Annotated in this window: 16 protein-coding genes; 6 read left to right on the forward strand and 10 right to left on the reverse strand. The window is 62.2% G+C overall.

Annotation, left to right across the window (positions count from 1 at the left end; all coding sequences use genetic code 11):
* Positions 1-10 precede the first annotated feature (10 nt).
* Positions 11-763, forward strand: a complete 753-nt coding sequence (locus NY023_RS26200) for a DUF2059 domain-containing protein (protein WP_013974682.1) — start codon at positions 11-13, stop codon at positions 761-763.
* Here the strand turns inward: NY023_RS26200 and NY023_RS26205 are convergent, their stop codons facing one another.
* Positions 764-1,690, reverse strand: coding sequence for an alpha/beta hydrolase (locus NY023_RS26205; RefSeq protein ID WP_024087881.1), 927 nt, complete (start codon positions 1,688-1,690; stop codon positions 764-766).
* Between the two features lie 218 nt (positions 1,691-1,908).
* Here NY023_RS26205 and NY023_RS26210 point away from each other — a divergent pair, with 218 nt between their 5' ends.
* The 3 genes from NY023_RS26210 to NY023_RS26220 all read left to right on the forward strand — a co-directional run bounded on the left by NY023_RS26210 (position 1,909) and on the right by NY023_RS26220 (position 5,022).
* On the forward strand, positions 1,909-2,472 hold the full coding sequence (locus NY023_RS26210; RefSeq protein ID WP_013974684.1) for a DUF6436 domain-containing protein: 564 nt from the start codon (positions 1,909-1,911) through the stop codon (positions 2,470-2,472).
* 85 nt (positions 2,473-2,557) lie between these two features.
* On the forward strand, positions 2,558-4,750 hold the full coding sequence (locus NY023_RS26215) for an S-type pyocin domain-containing protein (RefSeq protein WP_013974685.1): 2,193 nt from the start codon (positions 2,558-2,560) through the stop codon (positions 4,748-4,750).
* Positions 4,747-5,022, forward strand: a complete 276-nt coding sequence (locus tag NY023_RS26220; RefSeq protein WP_023662887.1) for a bacteriocin immunity protein — start codon at positions 4,747-4,749, stop codon at positions 5,020-5,022. Before NY023_RS26215 ends, NY023_RS26220 begins: the two co-directional genes overlap by 4 nt.
* 39 nt (positions 5,023-5,061) lie before the next feature.
* On the opposite strand, the gene NY023_RS26225 is transcribed toward NY023_RS26220, so the two are convergent.
* Positions 5,062-5,613, reverse strand: coding sequence for a sugar O-acetyltransferase (locus NY023_RS26225; RefSeq protein ID WP_013974687.1), 552 nt, complete (start codon positions 5,611-5,613; stop codon positions 5,062-5,064).
* A gap of 86 nt (positions 5,614-5,699) precedes the next feature.
* Between NY023_RS26225 and NY023_RS26230 the strand changes: the two genes are divergently transcribed.
* Together NY023_RS26230 and NY023_RS26235 are read left to right on the forward strand one after the other, a co-directional pair.
* The gene (locus NY023_RS26230; RefSeq protein ID WP_013974688.1) at positions 5,700-8,063 is read left to right on the forward strand and encodes a penicillin acylase family protein; all 2,364 of its coding nucleotides are present in this window, start codon (positions 5,700-5,702) and stop codon (positions 8,061-8,063) included.
* Positions 8,064-8,128: 65 nt separating this feature from the next.
* Positions 8,129-8,947 (forward strand): alpha/beta fold hydrolase, encoded by an 819-nt coding sequence (locus NY023_RS26235; RefSeq protein ID WP_013974689.1) that lies wholly within the window; start codon positions 8,129-8,131, stop codon positions 8,945-8,947.
* 185 nt (positions 8,948-9,132) lie between these two features.
* Here NY023_RS26235 and NY023_RS26240 read toward each other — a convergent pair whose 3' ends face one another.
* From NY023_RS26240 to oscA, 8 genes are all read right to left on the reverse strand, one after another.
* On the reverse strand, positions 9,133-9,918 hold the full coding sequence (locus NY023_RS26240) for a MetQ/NlpA family ABC transporter substrate-binding protein (RefSeq protein WP_013974690.1): 786 nt from the start codon (positions 9,916-9,918) through the stop codon (positions 9,133-9,135).
* A gap of 175 nt (positions 9,919-10,093) precedes the next feature.
* Complete coding sequence (locus tag NY023_RS26245) at positions 10,094-10,924, reverse strand: sigma 54-interacting transcriptional regulator (RefSeq protein ID WP_013974691.1); 831 nt, start codon at positions 10,922-10,924, stop codon at positions 10,094-10,096.
* 64 nt (positions 10,925-10,988) lie between these two features.
* Positions 10,989-11,570 (reverse strand): alpha/beta hydrolase, encoded by a 582-nt coding sequence (locus NY023_RS26250; RefSeq protein ID WP_013974692.1) that lies wholly within the window; start codon positions 11,568-11,570, stop codon positions 10,989-10,991.
* A 654-nt stretch (positions 11,571-12,224) separates the two neighbouring features.
* Positions 12,225-13,214, reverse strand: a complete 990-nt coding sequence (locus NY023_RS26255) for a sulfate/molybdate ABC transporter ATP-binding protein (protein ID WP_013974693.1) — start codon at positions 13,212-13,214, stop codon at positions 12,225-12,227.
* A 3-nt stretch (positions 13,215-13,217) separates the two neighbouring features.
* Complete coding sequence (gene cysW, locus NY023_RS26260; protein WP_015272212.1) at positions 13,218-14,090, reverse strand: sulfate ABC transporter permease subunit CysW; 873 nt, start codon at positions 14,088-14,090, stop codon at positions 13,218-13,220.
* An 11-nt stretch (positions 14,091-14,101) separates the two neighbouring features.
* The gene (gene cysT, locus NY023_RS26265; protein WP_013974695.1) at positions 14,102-14,920 is read right to left on the reverse strand and encodes a sulfate ABC transporter permease subunit CysT; all 819 of its coding nucleotides are present in this window, start codon (positions 14,918-14,920) and stop codon (positions 14,102-14,104) included.
* A 185-nt stretch (positions 14,921-15,105) separates the two neighbouring features.
* The gene (locus tag NY023_RS26270; RefSeq protein WP_013974696.1) at positions 15,106-16,113 is read right to left on the reverse strand and encodes a sulfate ABC transporter substrate-binding protein; all 1,008 of its coding nucleotides are present in this window, start codon (positions 16,111-16,113) and stop codon (positions 15,106-15,108) included.
* 49 nt (positions 16,114-16,162) lie between these two features.
* Positions 16,163-16,345 (reverse strand): sulfur starvation response protein OscA, encoded by a 183-nt coding sequence (gene oscA, locus NY023_RS26275; protein WP_023660784.1) that lies wholly within the window; start codon positions 16,343-16,345, stop codon positions 16,163-16,165.
* Positions 16,346-16,592 lie beyond the last annotated feature (247 nt).

Here is a 16,592-nt window from a genome sequence, read left to right on the forward strand (position 1 = left end):
GGAGTCCTGAATGCGCCGTCTGTTTTCCCTGATTCTGCTGATGATCTGCACCGTGCCTGTCTGGGCAGACAACCTGGATCAACTGTACAAGGCCGCCGGCTGGCCCGACCAGCGCGCCCATTTCAATGATGCCCTGACCGCTGCCCAGGAACGCTACCGCAACAGTTTGCCACCCGCCGTGTACCAGGCGCTGGTAAACAACAGCAACCAGCGCTTCCAGGCCCAGGCGGTGGACCGTCGCGCCCAGGCGCAGCTGCGCGCAACCTTGGCCAACCCGGCTCCGGCTCTGGCGTTCTTCCGGTCGCCGCTGGGGCGCAAGGTGGTGGCTGCGGAGCTCAAGGCCACACGCAAGGACGAACTGGCCAAGAATGCCAAGGGCTTGCCGAAGATCCAGGCCAGCGATGATCGCCTGCTGATAATCGGGCATCTGGCCCAGGCCCTGCCGGCGCGCGAAGCCGGTGCCGAAGTGAGCCTGGCCATTGCCGGCGTGGCGGCCGACAGCCTCAGCTCGATGATCCCCGGCCTGTTCGGCGGCGGTCAGGCCCAGAACCTGCTCGACGGCCAGCGCCAGCGCCTGATGGGCCAGATCGGCGAAGACCTCAACAACACCCTGCTGTATGTCTATCGCGACCTGTCCGATGCCGAGCTGGAAGAGTTCGCTACCTTTGCCGAGTCGCCAGACGGCAAGGCTTACTACCAGGCCGCCTTGGCCGCCGTTCGCGCAGGCCTGGCAGTTGGCCAGAGTAGCAGCGACCTTAAGTGATCAGCCCAGGCGCTGGTCGATGAAGTCGAAGTAGCGCTGGCGAATGCCCGGCAGCTCGTTGGCCAGGTGGTGACGGGCCTCGGGCAGCATCAGAATCTGCGGCTCGGCAAACTTGGCCTTGAGTACTTCGAGGTTGTACTGCCAGTCCACTGTGCCATCCGCTTCTCCTTGCACGATCAACGGCCGCCGCGTGCTGCGCGGCGCGGCCTCGATGCGTTTGACCCAGGCAATCAAGGCGCCCACCCAAGCTGTAGGCAGGCGGCGCGGTTGCAGCGGGTCGGCTTCGAGGAACGGCAGGAAGGTCGGGTCATTGGTGTTCTCGCTGAAGCGCCGCTCGATGCCATTCACGAAGTGACGCAACACACGATAGCTCAGCTTCGACCAGCGCCAGGCACAGGGCCGCACCAGCGGTGCCAACAGGATGACCTGGCCATCGATGGGGCTGCGCGCGCCTTGGTACAACAGGTGGTCCACGGCGATGGCGCCACCGGTGCTTTGACCGCATAGGTGCCACGGGCGCGGCAGTTGCAGCGTGCGCGCCTGCTCGAACAAAGCCTCCAGCACCTGCTGGTACACCGCGAAATCACTGATGCTGGCTCGCTCGCCGCTGGACAGGCCGTGGCCGGGCAGGTCGCAACTGATCACGGCGAACTCCTGTTTGAGCGCCCAATCGATCACATGCCTGTAGAGGCCCATATGGTCGTAATAGCCGTGCAGCAGGAACAGCGTCGCGCTCGGCTGGTCGGGTAGCCAGGCCTGCCCGACCAGCTCGAAGCCTGCGGCCTGGAAGCCGCCCAGCCAGCTGTGGGCCGACAGGTTCAGGCCATAGAAGCGCTGGTAGTCCTGCGCCTGCGCCGACAACGGCTGGCGAGCGGTCAGCGGCGCCAGGCTGGTGCGCAGGAGGTCTGGGTGAAAGGCAGCGGGCATCGGGTACATCCACAGTGAAGCAAGTATTGATCTGGGATATTCAGCTCTGGCTGGCGTCGTGGCAAGCTTGCTCACCTTCGAACTTGTAGGAGCGGCCTTGTGTCGCGATAGGGCCGCAAAGCGGCCCCAGCAATATCAGCTTGATGCACACATCCTGGGGGCGCTTCGCACCCCTTTCGCGACACAAGGCCGCTCCTACAGGGGGCCGCGGAAACTTCATGAAGACTCGGATCATCAAACCGCTGTGCATGGCAATCGCCCTTCTGGTCGGCCTGACCATCCTCTGGCAGGCCTACACCACGTTCCAGGCCCGCTACCTGCGCCCGTTCGACAATCAAGCCACGCTGTTCGACGGCAGCCAGCTGCAGTTGCCCCCCGAGCTGGCCGGCCCCGGCCCGATCAGGGTAGTGCATTTCTGGGACCCGGCCTGCCCGTGCAACGTCGGCAACCAGCAGCACCTGGGCGACCTGGTCAGCCAGTTCGCCAGCCAGGGTGTGACCTTCCACGTGCTGCAAAAGCCCGACAGCCACGGCCAGCTGCCCGCCAACCTCACCGCCCTCAAGCCACTCGCCAGCCTGCCCGGCAGCGAACACCTGCCCGCCTCCCCGGCCGTGGCCATCTGGGACCGGCAAGGCCACCTGGCCTACTTCGGCCCCTACAGCGAAGGCGCCGTGTGCAATGCCAGCAACAGCTTTGTGGAACCCATCATCAAGGCCTTGCTTGAAGACCGGCCGGTGCAGGCCAGCAATACATTGGCCATAGGGTGTTACTGCCCCTGGTAGTTAGTGGCTACCCGATAGATATCTACAGCTTCAGCCCGAGGGAGGATTTTTACCGTAGCGACATACAGATCAATGGAGAAACTGTATGTCACAAGGTTCCACCGAGCTTCCCAACAGCTATGTAGACAGCACCCGTCTTCCCGTCGGCCCTCAACTTTGGGGCACCCACCCCGGTGCATCGTTTCAACTGGTATCCGTTTTCGAGCCTGGGCGCCTGGATATCGACCTGATCGTACAGACCGAAAACGGCAAGTTAGGCGTTCAAAAGGCGCATGAACAGCGCCTCGCCACGTTACAGCAAGACCTCGACCAGGCCTTACGTGATCAAGCGGGCTCGCTGAATGGTCTTGGCGAAATCCAGGCGACAGAACGCACCATCGCTGCCATCAATGAGCTTCAGGCATTGTTCGCTACACGCCTGCAAGCAACGCGTGATCAGGCTTACAGCTTCTTCGGCGGTGACCCGGTAAATCGCAACCTTCATGAATTCCTGGCTGTAGCCCGAAAACCAAACGCTCCAGCAGACCCTCAGCAAGCGTGGCTCGACTCTTACCGAGCGGCGTTCGACGTGAAGTACCTGGAGCAGGTAAGCGGCGAGTTGGCCCAACGCCAACAACAGCTGCAGAGCACCTTGTCCACTCTCAGGATGAGGGAAAGTCATGATCAGGATATTGACCGGACGCTCCAACAGTACCATCAGGCCCTTGCTCAACTGGGCACAGCCAGCCAGGCGTTCCTGCAAGCCAGCAGCGCGTTGAAAGCGATGCTGACGGCCTTCGAGCGCCATCAGCAAGAAAGCGTTGCCCCGCAAGCAGCACTCGAGCATAGCCGCGAGCTAGAACGGGAAACGTCCGACCTGCTCAAGGCGCGCGAGCAGCTTGCCTCAACCTACTCCAGCATGAACCTGAGTCAAGGCCACTTGGCGTCGCAAGCTACCTGGATCGATTCCGCGCTCCAGTACCACGCGCCAGAAGGTTCCGCAGACCGCAAAGCGGCATTGCTAAACGTGCAGGCACAGCTACAAGCCCAAATTGCCGCCCATACCCAGACATCGCCCGCTGAAAGTACGGAGGTGATGCGGTTACTGGCACAAACAGACAACACCGTCGCCACCGTTTTCGACGAGCAGACTTCGCTGGCCGTCTTGTCTGGCCGTACTCCTGGCAATACACCTGTAACGTTCAACGCCTGGGTAGCCAGTATCCACCACCCGCTGATCCTGGCGACCTCACGCGGTGGCATAGCCCATTTCGAACCGATCTGGCTCGACTTTGGCGAAGCACTCGGCAAAGGCGCCCAACGTCTGCTCACCGGTGGGCTCCTGGCGGTCGCCAGGTATGTTCCTCTGATGCTGTATTCAGCTCGTCTGGGCGATGGTGAGCGCATGGGGGTGACCGTCCCGCTCGCCCTGATGAGTCCCGGCGCGGACCTTACCCTCGAAGCAAACCGCAAAGCTGGTCAGACGCTTGAGCTGCCCTTGCGGATGGACGCTGTCCCTCAGGGCAAGCAGACGGAGGTGTACTTGGCAGCCACGGATGGCAGCGCCCTTCTGCGCGATGTGCGCGTACGCCAGGCACAGTGGGACGCAGCCCAAGGCGCGTACAGATTTACCGCCGAAGGCCCAGGTGGCGCAACGCTATTTTGGCACCCGGCGACGCCGCCCTCGACGCTGTCTGCCACCGGCGAGAACGGTACGGTCATCCCTGGCTCCCCTATCGTCGAGGATCTGCAGAAGCACCTTCCGGGCCCTATCATCGTCCCGCCGGATCCGGATATCCGTACGCTCCCTGAACTGCCCGAACTGCAGATCGACGACTACGTCATCATCTTCCCGGCAGACTCGGGGCTGGCGCCGATTTATGTGATGTTGCGCAACCCACGGAATTTACCAGGGGTTGCAAGCGGCAACGGCGTTATCACACCAGACAGGGTTCTGGATGCAGCCACTACTGCGGCGGGCGCGCCGATTCCAGCAAAGATTGCGGAAAGGCTCAGGGGGCGGAGGTTTGCCAGATTCGATAGGCTAAAGGAGGCAATCTGGATGGAGATTGCGACAGATGAGGTATTCAGTCGCCACATCATGCCCGCAATCCTCGACGACATGCGTAGAGGGCTAGCGCCATTCGCCAAGCGCGACCAGCGAGTAGGAAAGCGAGTCAAGTTAGAGATTCACCACAAGCACGAAATTGCAAAGGGTGGCGCAGTGTACGACTTCGATAATCTCGTGTTCATGACTCCCCAAGTCCACATAAACCATCACAGAGGAAACAATCAATGACGTTGAAACAGAGTTTGACGGAGTACACAGAGCCTGAGTTTCTCGCATTGGTGTCGGATCTATATGCGGATCGGACGGGCCTCAAGGGTGCTGAGCTGGAAAAGCACCGGATTGATATTGTTCTTCTTTTCGAGAAGTTGACCGAGCACCCTGACGGGTCAGACGTGATTTATTACCCCCCAGATGGGGCAGATGTCAGCCCGCAAGGCGTCGTCAACCGTATTAAAGAATGGCGCGCCGCCAACGGCAAACCCGGCTTCAAAGCCGCCTGACCCTAAGCCCTGCGGCCAACACCGCAGGGCTTTTTCATATCAACCACGCACCCGCGCCGGGCTACCTACAACCGTCACCCCCGCCGGCACATCCCGAGTCACCACACTACCGGCACCCACCACGGCGTTATCACCAATGGTCACCCCCGGCAGGATGATCGCCGCGCCGCCGATCCACACGTTGTTGCCGATGGTCACCGGCCGGCCACTCTCCAGCCCTGTGCGGCGCACCTCGGGGTCGAGCGGGTGGTCGGCGGTATAGATCTGCACGTTGGGGCCGATCTGGCAATCATCACCGATATGCACCGGCAGCACATCGAGGATCACGCAGTTGAAATTCATGAAGGTGTTGCGGCCGACGCTGATGTTGTAGCCATAGTCGCAATAAAACGGCGGGCGGATCACCGCGCCTTCGCCGACCTGGCCAAAGTGCTCTACCAAGAGCCCATGACGTGCGTCGTTGAGCAATTCGACACTGCTGTTGTAGCGGTGCATCCAGTGCTTGTTGGCGATCTGCTCGGCCTGCAGCTCGGGGCAGCCAGCGTGATAGAGCTGGCCTGTAAGCATTTTCTGTTTTTCGCTGAGGGACATGGAAACTCCTTCCTGGGGCTATGCTCTGGTCGCGAATCCGCCGATCATCGGACCACATTTTTCGCTTGAACGCACAAGGAGCCTGCATGAAGCGCAGCTTGACCCTGTTGGCCGTGATGGTTGCCGTGGCCGCCGGCGCCGGATACTGGTATGTGCAGGGCAAGCTGCCGCAACGCGAGGGCGAGGTGGCCATCGCCGGCCTGCAGGCGCCGGTCAACGTGCGCTACGACGCCCGTGGGGTGCCGCACCTGCAGGCGCAGAGCGAGCCGGACCTGTATCGTGCTCTCGGTTACGTGCATGCCCAGGACCGGCTGTTCCAGATGGAGATCCTGCGGCGCCTGGCCCGGGGCGAGCTGGCCGAGGTACTGGGCGACAAGCTGCTGCCCACCGACACCCTGTTCCGCAGCCTGCGCATTCGCGAACAGGCAGCACTGATGGCCAAGCGTCAGAACCGCCAGTCACCCGCCTGGCAAGCCCTGCAGGCCTACCTCGACGGGGTGAACAGCTGGCAGGCCAGCCACCCAAAACCCGTGGAGTTCGACCTGCTCGGCATCACCCCACGCCCCTTCAGCGCCGAAGACACCCTGAGCATCGCCGGCTACCTGGCCTACAGCTTCGCCGCCGCGTTTCGCACCGAACCCGCGCTTACCTATATCCGCGACCAGCTGGGCCCTGAGTACCTGAACATCTTCGATCTCGCCTGGCAGCCCGAGGGTGCCTTGGGTACACCGCTGGCCGCTGCCGACTGGCAAAGCCTGGAGGCCCTCGCCCGCCTCAGCCATGACGTGCTGGGCGATGCGGGCATCCCTCAATTCGAGGGCAGCAACGCCTGGGCCGTGGCCGGCAGCCGCACCCGCAGCGGCAGGCCGCTGCTGGCCGGCGACCCGCACATCGGTTTTGCGGTGCCGGCGGTGTGGTACGAGGCCGAGCTGTCGGCGCCGGGCTTCAACCTGTATGGCTACTTCCAGGCGCTCAACCCGTTCGCCCTGCTCGGCCACAACCGCGACTTCGGCTGGAGCCTGACCATGTTCCAGAATGACGACGTCGACCTGATCGCCGAGCACACCAACCCTGCCGACGCCAACCAGGTGATGGTCGATGGCAAATGGCAGGCGCTGGAAAAGACCGAGCAGCAGATTGCCGTTAAAGGCGAAGCACCGGTCACCCTCAGCCTCCGCCGGTCGCCCCATGGCCCGATCGTCAACGACGTGCTGGGTGCCACTGCCGGGCCCACGCCAATCGCCATGTGGTGGGCGTTCCTGGAAACCGAAAACCCGCTCCTCGACGGTTTCTACCATCTCAACCGCGCGGATACCCTGGGCAAGATGCGCGAGGCTGCGGCCAAGGTGCATGCGCCAGGGCTGAACCTGGTCTGGGCCAATGCCCGTGGCGATATCGGCTGGTGGGCGGCGGCGCAGTTGCCGATCCGCCCCGACGGCGTCGACCCCGTGTTCATCCTCGATGGTGCCAGTGCGCAGGCGGACAAGCTCGGCTTCTACCCCTTCAGCGTCAACCCCCAGCAGGAGAACCCGGCACGCGGCTACATTGTCTCGGCCAACTACCAGCCTCCGGCGGCAGTGCCGATACCCGGTTACTACAACCTGCCGGACCGAGGCCGCCAGCTCGATCGCCACTTGGCCAACCCCGATGTGAAGTGGGATACCCAAAATAGCCAGGCGCTGCAGTTGGACACTGCCAGCGACTATGGCCCGCGCACCCTTGCACCACTGCTGGCAACGCTACGCGCAGTGGCCGAAGGGGACGAAGAGAAGGAGCTGGTCGAGCAACTGGCAGCCTGGAGCGGCGACTACCCGCTCGACTCGACCAGTGCCACGCTGTTCAACCAGTTCCTCTACGAGCTGGCATTCGCGGCCCTGCATGACGAGCTGGGCGACACCTGGTTCCCGGTACTTATCAGCACCCGCGCCATCGACGCCGCCCTGCCGCGCCTGGCGGCGGATGCCGATTCGCCGTGGTGGAACACCCGCGGAGCCAACCAGCGCACCGACCGTAACGCCGTGGTGCGCATGGCGTGGCAGAACACCTTGAAGCACCTGCGGGAAACCCTGGGCAACGACCCGGCCAGTTGGCAGTGGGGCAAGGCCCATACCCTGACCCACAACCACCCGCTGGGGGTCAAAAAGCCGCTGAACCTGCTGTTCAACGTCGGCCCGTTCGCCGCACCGGGCACCCATGAAGTGCCGAACAACCTCTCGGCGAAGATCGGCCCGGCGCCATGGCCGGTGACCTATGGGCCGTCGACGCGGCGGCTGGTCGACTTTTCCGATGCCGGGCAGGCGCTGACCACCAACCCGGTCGGGCAGAGTGGCGTGCCGTTCGACAGGCATTTTGCGGATCAGGCCGAAGGGTATGTGCAGGGGCAGTACCAGAAGGCGCAGATGGGGGTGATTCCGGCGCAGAGTACCTTGCGTCTGGTGCCAGCTCAGTAAAGGGGCTGCAAAGCGGCCCCGACAATTTCGAATACCCTACAGCACTCCCAGCCGAGACCCATTCCATGCAAAGACACTTCATCGAAATCGACGGCGCCCGCATGAGCTACATCGACCAGGGCCAGGGTTTCCCGGTCCTGCTCGGCCACAGCTACCTGTGGTCCGCCGAGATGTGGCAGCCACAAATCGAAGCCTTTTCAGCACACTTCCGCGTCATCGTCCCCGAGCTGTGGGGCCACGGCGGCTCCGATGCTCCGCCTGCCACGACCATCGACATGAACAGCTTGGTCCACCAGCACCTGACGTTGCTGGACAAACTGGAAATTACCAAGTGCCACCTGGTCGGGCTGTCGGTAGGCGGTATGTGGGGGGCACCGCTGGCTGCTACCCACCCTGAACGAATTGATCGCCTGGTGCTCATGGACACTTACCTGGGCGCCGAGCCGGAGGAAACTCGGCTCAAGTATTTCGCCTTGCTGGATACCGCCAGCGCAGCCGGCGAATTCAGCGACCCGTTGCTCGACATCATCGTGCCTATTTTTTTCCACGCAGGCGGCCAGACCGTGCCTGAAATCCGTGAGCGGTTTCGTGCTCAGCTGAAGGCAAGCAGTGCACAAATCATTCGCGAGAGCCTCGATCCCATGGGGCGGATAATCTTTGGACGACACGACCTGCTGGCGCAACTCGAGCAGCTGCCGAGCGAGAGAACCATCCTGATGTGCGGCGACCAGGACATTCCGCGGCCGCCGGAAGAGTCCAATGAAATGGCGCGGATCATTGGCTGCCTGGCGGCGCAGATTCCGTTTGCGGGGCATATCTCCAGCCTGGAGAACCCGCGGGTGGTGAATGAGTTCCTGTTGAACTGGCTACCGCGTAACCAGTGAGATCGCCGGGGCTGCTTTGCAGCCCTTGTGGGAGCGGGTTTACCCGCGAAGCAGGCAACGCGGTGGATGGCACGGGCTTCGCCCGTGTTCGCGGGTAAACCCGCTCCCACAGGTAACTATGCCCACACATAAAAACGCCGACACAAGGGTGTCGGCGTTGGGTCATGCCAGGTAATGCAAGCGCATCAGAACGCCGGCAGCACCGCACCTTGGTACTTCTTGGCGATGAACTCCTTCACTTCCGGGCTGGTCAGGGCCTTGGCCAGTTTCTGGATGGCTTCGCTGTCCTTGTTGTCCGGGCGGGCGACCAGGAAGTTCACGTATGGCGAGTCGCTGCCTTCGATCACCAGCGCGTCCTTGGCCGGGTTCAGGCCGGCTTCCAGGGCGTAGTTGGTGTTGATCATGTCCAGGTCGACCTGGTCCAGCACGCGCGGCAGCATGGCCGACTCAAGCTCGCGGAACTTCAGCTTCTTCGGGTTCTCGGCAATGTCCTTGGGGGTGGCCAGGGCGTTCTTCGGATCCTTCAGGGTGATCAGGCCAGCCTTCTGCAGCAGTAGCAGGGCGCGGCCGCTGTTGCTGCCCTCGTTAGGGATGGCAACGGTAGCGCCTTCTTTCAGTTCGCTCAGGCTCTTGACCTTCTTCGAGTAACCACCAAAGGGTTCGACATGCACGCCGATCACGGTTTCCAGGTGGGTGCCCTTGCCTTCGTTGAAGTTCTGCAGATAAGGCAGGGTCTGGAAGTAGTTGGCGTCCAGGCGCTTCTGGTCAACCTGCACGTTCGGCTGCACGTAGTCGGTGAAAACCTTGATCTGCAGGTCCACACCTTCCTTGGCCAGGGTCGGCTTGATCAGCTCGAGGATTTCGGCGTGCGGTACCGGGGTGGCGGCGACAACCAGTTTCTCGGCGGCGGTAGCCAGGCCGGCAAACGACAGGGCAGCGGCCAGGGCAGTGGTCAGCAGGGTCTTCTTCATGGTGATCCTTGTTCTGGTTCTGGGCCATCGACGATGGCGAATCGGGTGCCCAACCGGTTCACCAGCGGGCGTGAGGCGGACAATACCCAGATTCTTTATTCCGTAAAAATATCTTTTATTTAGCTGCTTATTCCAAAAACAAAATGCTATCAGCCATTTTGCTTTTGAGCAGTGCCTAGCGCGCAGGGTCGGGCAGGTCCAGGTCCTCTGCCAGGATCTCCTCGCCATCATTCAGCAGCAAGGCAAAGTGGATGACATTCTCCAGTTCACGGGTGTTGCCGGGCCAGGGGTGTGCCTCCAGCGCCTGCTGTGCCGCCTCGCTAACCAGCGGCACAGGCCGCTGCAGGCGCACGCTGTAGATGCCCACGAAGTACTCGGCCAACGGCAGGATATCGCCCGGCCGCTCGCGCAGTGGCGGCAGCTCCAGCGTGCCCTCGCGCAGGTACTGGTACAGGCGCTCGTTGAAACGCCCCGCGCGCACCACCCGCGCCAGGTCGATACTGGTGGCGGCTACCAGGCGCACGTCCACCGGTTGCGGCTGCTGCGCGCCCACCCGGGTAACCTCACGGTTTTCAAGGGCGGCCAGCAGCTTGCCCTGGATGGCCAGCGGCAAGTCGGCGATCTCGTCCAGGTACAACGTGCCGCCGTTGGCCGAGCCGAACCAGCCGGCACGGCTGCTGGCTGTGCCGCCTTGGCTGCCGGCACTGTAGCCGAACAGCTCGGCATCGGCGTAGGTGGGGCTGATGGCAGCGCAGTTGACCGACACGAACAACCCGCTGCGGTCACTGGCACGGTGGATCTGCCGAGCCAGCAGTTCCTTGCCGGTACCGGTTTCGCCACGGATCAGCACTGGCAAGGGTTGTGGCGCCAGGTGCTCGAGCTCCTCGCGCAGCTGCTGCGAACGTGGGTCGATGAACACCAGCGCCTTGGCGCGGATGCTCAGCGGGCTCTTGTCCAGTTCAGGGAAGGTCAGCAACGGCTGGCCAAAAGGGTTTTGAAAAGTCATGACGAACTCCCGCCCCAGACCTTCAATGGCCGGGCGTCAGGCAAACGGTAAACAGTAAGGGCGATCAGGCGCGGCGCAGTGCGCGCTGCTCGACCCGGCTCTGCAAGCGATACAAGTAGGCGAAACCTTGTTCCCAGCGCTCATGGCCGGACTTGACGTTGATGTGCCCGGCGTTGGTCAGCAGCCCTGCTTCGGCGCCCCAGACCTGGGCCAGATACAACGCCCTTGGCACGCTCACGGCCGGGTCGTTGTCCGAGCTGACCACCTGGCTGGGGAATGGCAGTGCTTCGGTCGGGATCGGCGCGAAGTTGCGCAGAGCCGGCGCGCAGGTTGGCCGCTCTACGTCAGCGGGTGCCACCAGCAGCGCGCCACGTACCCGCCGCAGCAGGGCCGGGCTGGCCTGCGCGGCCCAATGAGCGACGGTTATGCAGCCCAGGCTATGGGCAATCAGAATCACCGGCGAGCGCTCGGCGGCAATCGCCTGCTCCAGTGCCTGCACCCAGTCCTGGCGTTGCGGGGTCAGCCAGTCGTGCTGCTCGACCCGGGCACTGTTGGGCAAGGTGCGCTGCCAGTGACTTTGCCAATGGTTGTCTGGCGATCCTTGCCAGCCCGGCACAATCAGGTAACGAATTGACTCATTGCGCATGGGGACGCCTCCAGTGAGTTTGCGTGCTTGGAGACAAGTATAGGGAGGGAGTTATATCAGTAAAGGAATAAGAAGATATTTATTAATAACCAAAATATCGATATTGTGCGCCCCCCTGTGGGAGCTGGCATGCCCGCGAAGCAAGCACCGCGGTGGATGGCACGGGCTTCGCCCGTGTTCGCGGGCACGCCCGCTCCCACAGGGATCACGCAAAAAAAAAGGGGCCATCCCCTGCCAAGAGATATGGCCCCTAAGCACTTGCTTGAAGAAAGTTCACGGGTTCAGCGCGCGGTAATCACCGCCAGCTTGCTGATCCCCGCACGTTCGATAGCCGCCATGGCCCGCGCTGGACATTACCCATTGATCAAGCTCCTGGGACTCGATTCAGGTGTGTGGCTGAATCATCGGTGTCAGGGGCTTATCTCTTAAAGTAATTTTTAGAATTATGGTTAGAACTTTACTGAATATATTTTTGAAGAATTGTGGCAAAGCTGCGGAATTCGCGGGCTGTAGCCGGGCGGGCTTTCAATCATGCATTGCCGGCATGCGAAATGTTCGCGTAAGGCATGAGATTGCCGCGAGGGCTGCGCCCTCGATCCATCAGGCATAAAAAACCCGGGACCAACCCCGGGCTTTTTCATTATCAAAGGCGACTCAGATATCCGCCACCTTCTGCCAAACCTTCGGCCGGAAGAACAATGTCTCCCCCCGCGCCAACCCGGTCAGGCTGTCATGGTCCTTGACCACTTCGGCCTCGATCAGCTCGCTCTGCCCCTCCACCTTCAAGGTCACCCGCGTGGTCGCGCCCAACGGCCGAATGTCGCGCACCTCGGCCGCATGGTGCCCTTCGGTCTCGTGCCGCGACAGCGACACTTCGTGGGGGCGGAACAGCACATGATGCCCTTCGCTCAGGGCCAGGCGGTTGGAGTCACCAAGGAAGTGGTAGACGAAATCGTTGGCCGGGTGCTCGTACACCTCGCCCGGCGAGCCGATCTGCTCGATCACGCCCTTGTTCATCACCACGATGCGGTCAGCCACCTCCATGGCTTCTTCCTGGTCGTGGGTGACGAACACCGACGTCAGGTTGATGTCCTCGTGCAGGCGCGCCAGCCAGCGGCGCAGCTCCTTGCGCACCTTGGCATCCAGCGCACCGAAAGGCTCGTCCAGCAGCAGCACCTTGGGCTCCACCGCCAGCGCACGGGCCAGGGCGATACGCTGGCGCTGGCCACCGGACAACTGCTCGGGGTAGCGGTCGGACAGCCAGTCCAGCTGCACCATGTTCAGCAGTTCATGCACCTTCTCGGCTATCTTGCTCTCGCTCGGGCGCTCGCCCTTGGGCTTCATGCGCAGGCCGAAGGCAACGTTGTCGAACACACTCATGTGGCGGAACAACGCGTAGTGCTGGAACACGAAACCGACGTTGCGGTCGCGCACGTCATGGCCGGACACGTCCTCGCCATGGAACACGATATTGCCCTGGTCGGGGGTTTCCAGGCCGGCGATGATGCGCAGCAACGTGGTCTTGCCGCAGCCGGAAGGGCCAAGCAGCGCCACCAGCTCGCCGCTGTTGATGTCCAGGTTGATGTTGTCCAGGGCCTGGAAGCTGTTGAAGCGCTTGCTGACGTTACGAACTTCGATCGACATGAATCATTCCTCCGCGGCGCTGTGGCGCAGGCGGTTAATACGGTTCTCGCTCCACTGCTTGAGCAGCAGGATGAAGAGCGCCAGGATCAGCAACAGGCTGGCCACGCTGAAGGCCGCGACATGGTTGTACTCGTTGTAGAGGATCTCCACGTGCAGCGGCAAGGTGTTGGTCACGCCGCGAATGTGGCCGGACACCACCGACACCGCGCCAAACTCGCCCATGGCCCGCGCGGTGCACAGCACCACCCCGTAGATCAGGCCCCATTTGATGTTCGGCAGGGTCACGTGCCAGAACATTTGCCAGCCATTGGCGCCGAGCAAGCGCGCGGCCTCCTCTTCCTGCGTGCCCTGCTCCTGCATCAGCGGGATCAGCTCACGGGCCACGAACGGTACGGTGACGAAGATGGTGGCCAGGACGATGCCCGGCAGGGCGAACACGATCTGGATATCGTGGTCCTGCAGCCATGGCCCGAACAGGCCTTGCGCGCCGAACATCAGCACGTAGACCAGGCCCGCGATCACCGGCGACACCGAGAACGGCAGATCGATCAGGGTGACCAGGATACTCTTGCCACGGAAGGTGTACTTGCTCACGCACCAGGCGGCGCTGACACCGAACACCAGGTTCAGCGGCACCGAAATGGCCACGGCGAGCAGGGTCAGCTTCAGCGCCGACAATGCGTCAGGCTCGAAGATCGCCTCGAAGAAGGTGCCAAAGCCGTTCTTCAGCGCCTGCGACACCACGATCACCAGTGGCAGCAGCAGGAACAGCGCGAACACCAGCCAGCCAAGGCCGATCAGGATACGCCGCGAAGTGGCGCTGCCCCGGCGGGCGGCGTTGGCGGCGGCGGTTGCATTCAGGGATGAACTGGACATGCCGGCCTCCTTCAAGGGGTTTCGATGCGGCGCTGCAGCAGGTTGATCAGCAGCAGCAGGATGAAGGAAACCACCAGCATCAGCACGCCGATGGCGGTCGCGCCGGTGTAGTCGTATTGGTCGAGCTTGACCATGATCAGCAGCGGCAGGATCTCGGTTTTCATCGGCATGTTGCCGGCAATGAAGATCACCGAACCATACTCGCCCACGCCGCGGGCGAAGGCCAGGGCAAAACCTGTCAGCCAGGCAGGCAGCAGCGCTGGCGCCAGCACATGGCGGAACACCTGCAGCGGCTTGGCGCCCAGGCAGGCAGCGGCCTCCTCCACTTCACGCGGAATGTCGGCCAGCACCGGCTGCACCGTACGCACCACGAACGGCAGGGTGACGAAGGTCAGCGCCAGGGTGATGCCCAGTGGGGTGTAGGCGATCTTGAAGCCCAGGTCGGTGGCGAACTGGCCGACCCAGCCCGAGGGTGCGTACAGGGCGGTCAGGGCAATACCGGCCACGGCGGTGGGCAGGGCGAACGGCAGGTCGATCATTGCATCGATGATCTTGCGCCCTGGGAAGGTGTAGCGCACCAGCACCCAGGCCAGCAGGGTACCGATCACACCATTGATGATGGCGGCGAACAGGGCGGTGCCGAAACTCAGCTTGAGCGCGGCGATCACCCGCGGTGCACTGATGATGTTCCAGAACTGCTCCCAGGTAAGCTGCGCGGCATGCACGAACATGGCGGCCAGCGGTATCAGCACTATCAGGCTGAGGTACACCAAGGTGTAACCCAGCGTCAGCCCGAAGCCGGGTATGACGGGGGAAATGCGACGTGACATAAATATCCCTGGTTGAACGCACGAAACCCGGGACAGATCCCGGGCCGGTGCAAGCTTCTGAATCCTGGGGCTGCTTTGCAGCCCAATCGCGACGCAAGGCCGCTCCCACAGGAGATTACGGTTCCTTGTGGGAGCGGCCTTGCGTCGCGAATGGGCCGCATGGCGGCCCCGCTTTTCCTTGGCCCTTACTGTGCCTGATAGATCTGGTCGAACACACCGCCATCATTGAAGAATTTAGGTTGTGCAGTCTTCCAGCCACCAAAGTCCTTGTCGATGGTCACCAGGTCCAGTTTCGGGAACTGCTTGCCAAACTCGGCAGCGACCTTCTCGTCACGCGGGCGGTAGAAGTTCTCGGCTGCGATCTTCTGCCCGGCCGGGCTGTACAGGTGCTTGAGGTATTCGGTGGCAATCTCGGTATTGCCCTTCTTCTCGGCGTTCTTGTCCACCACCGCCACCGGCGGTTCGGCGAGGATCGACAACGACGGCACGACGATCTCGAACTTGTCGGCGCCACCGTCTTCCTTCAGCGCCAGGAAGGCTTCGTTTTCCCAGGCCAACAGCACATCGCCCTGGCCGTTATTGACGAAGGTGATGGTCGAGCCACGGGCGCCGGTATCCAGCACCGGGACGTGCTTGAACAGCTCCTGCACGTACTCCTTGGCCTTTTCTTCGCTACCGCCGGCCTTCAGGCCATAGGCCCAGGCCGCCAGGAAGTTCCAACGGGCGCCGCCGGAGGTTTTCGGGTTGGGGGTGATGACCGACACGTCCTTCTTGATCAGGTCGCCCCAGTCCTTGATGCCTTTCGGGTTGCCCTTGCGCACCAGGAACACGATGGTCGAGGTGTACGGGGTGCTGGCATCCGGCAGGCGGGTCTGCCAGTTGTCTGGCAGGGTCTTGCCGAGCTTGGCGACTTCATCGATGTCGCCGGCCAAGGCCAGGGTCACCACGTCGGCACGCAGGCCGTCGATCACCGCACGGGCCTGCTTGCCCGAACCGCCGTGGGATTGCTGGATCTTCACCTTGTCGCCCGGGTGGGCCTGCTGCCAGTGCTTGATGAACTCGGCGTTGTACTGCTGGTACAGCTCGCGGGTCGGGTCGTAGGACACGTTCAGCAGTTCGTAGTCCTTGGCGATGGCGGAACCGGCAAAAACAGCACTGGCCAAGGCGGCAAGCGCATAACGGCGGATGGACATGGTGAAGCTCCCGATTGGCATTTTTCTAGTTTTTGAATGTGTGGTGCGATCAGCCGGTCTTGTTGCCGGGCTGCTGCAGGCGGAACTTCTCCTTGCGCTCGATCTGTACGACCTGAGCGTTGTGCACGGTGATCTCCACCGCACCGAATCGCAGGTCGCGCAGAGCGCTCTGGATTTCCCGCAGAATGGTGGCTTCGTCCTGACCGTCGATGCTACGCACAGATGCACTCATGCTCGTTCTCCTTGGAGTGAGGGTGCCGGGCTGAGGTTTGAAGGGGATTTGCGCCTGGCTTGAGGGCAATAGTAGTGAGGCGGGGTTATTCTTAAAAATACTGTTTGAGAATGTTTATATAACCAAAACAAAATACAATTTTGAAAGCGACGGAAGACCCTGTGGGAGCGGGTTCACCCGCGAATGCGGCGGTGGTTCCACCATCGCATTCGCGGGTGAACCCGCTCCCACAGAGCCCGTGCAGGGC

This window comes from Pseudomonas sp. NBB (genome assembly GCF_032701105.1).
GTDB lineage: Bacteria > Pseudomonadota > Gammaproteobacteria > Pseudomonadales > Pseudomonadaceae > Aquipseudomonas > Aquipseudomonas asiatica.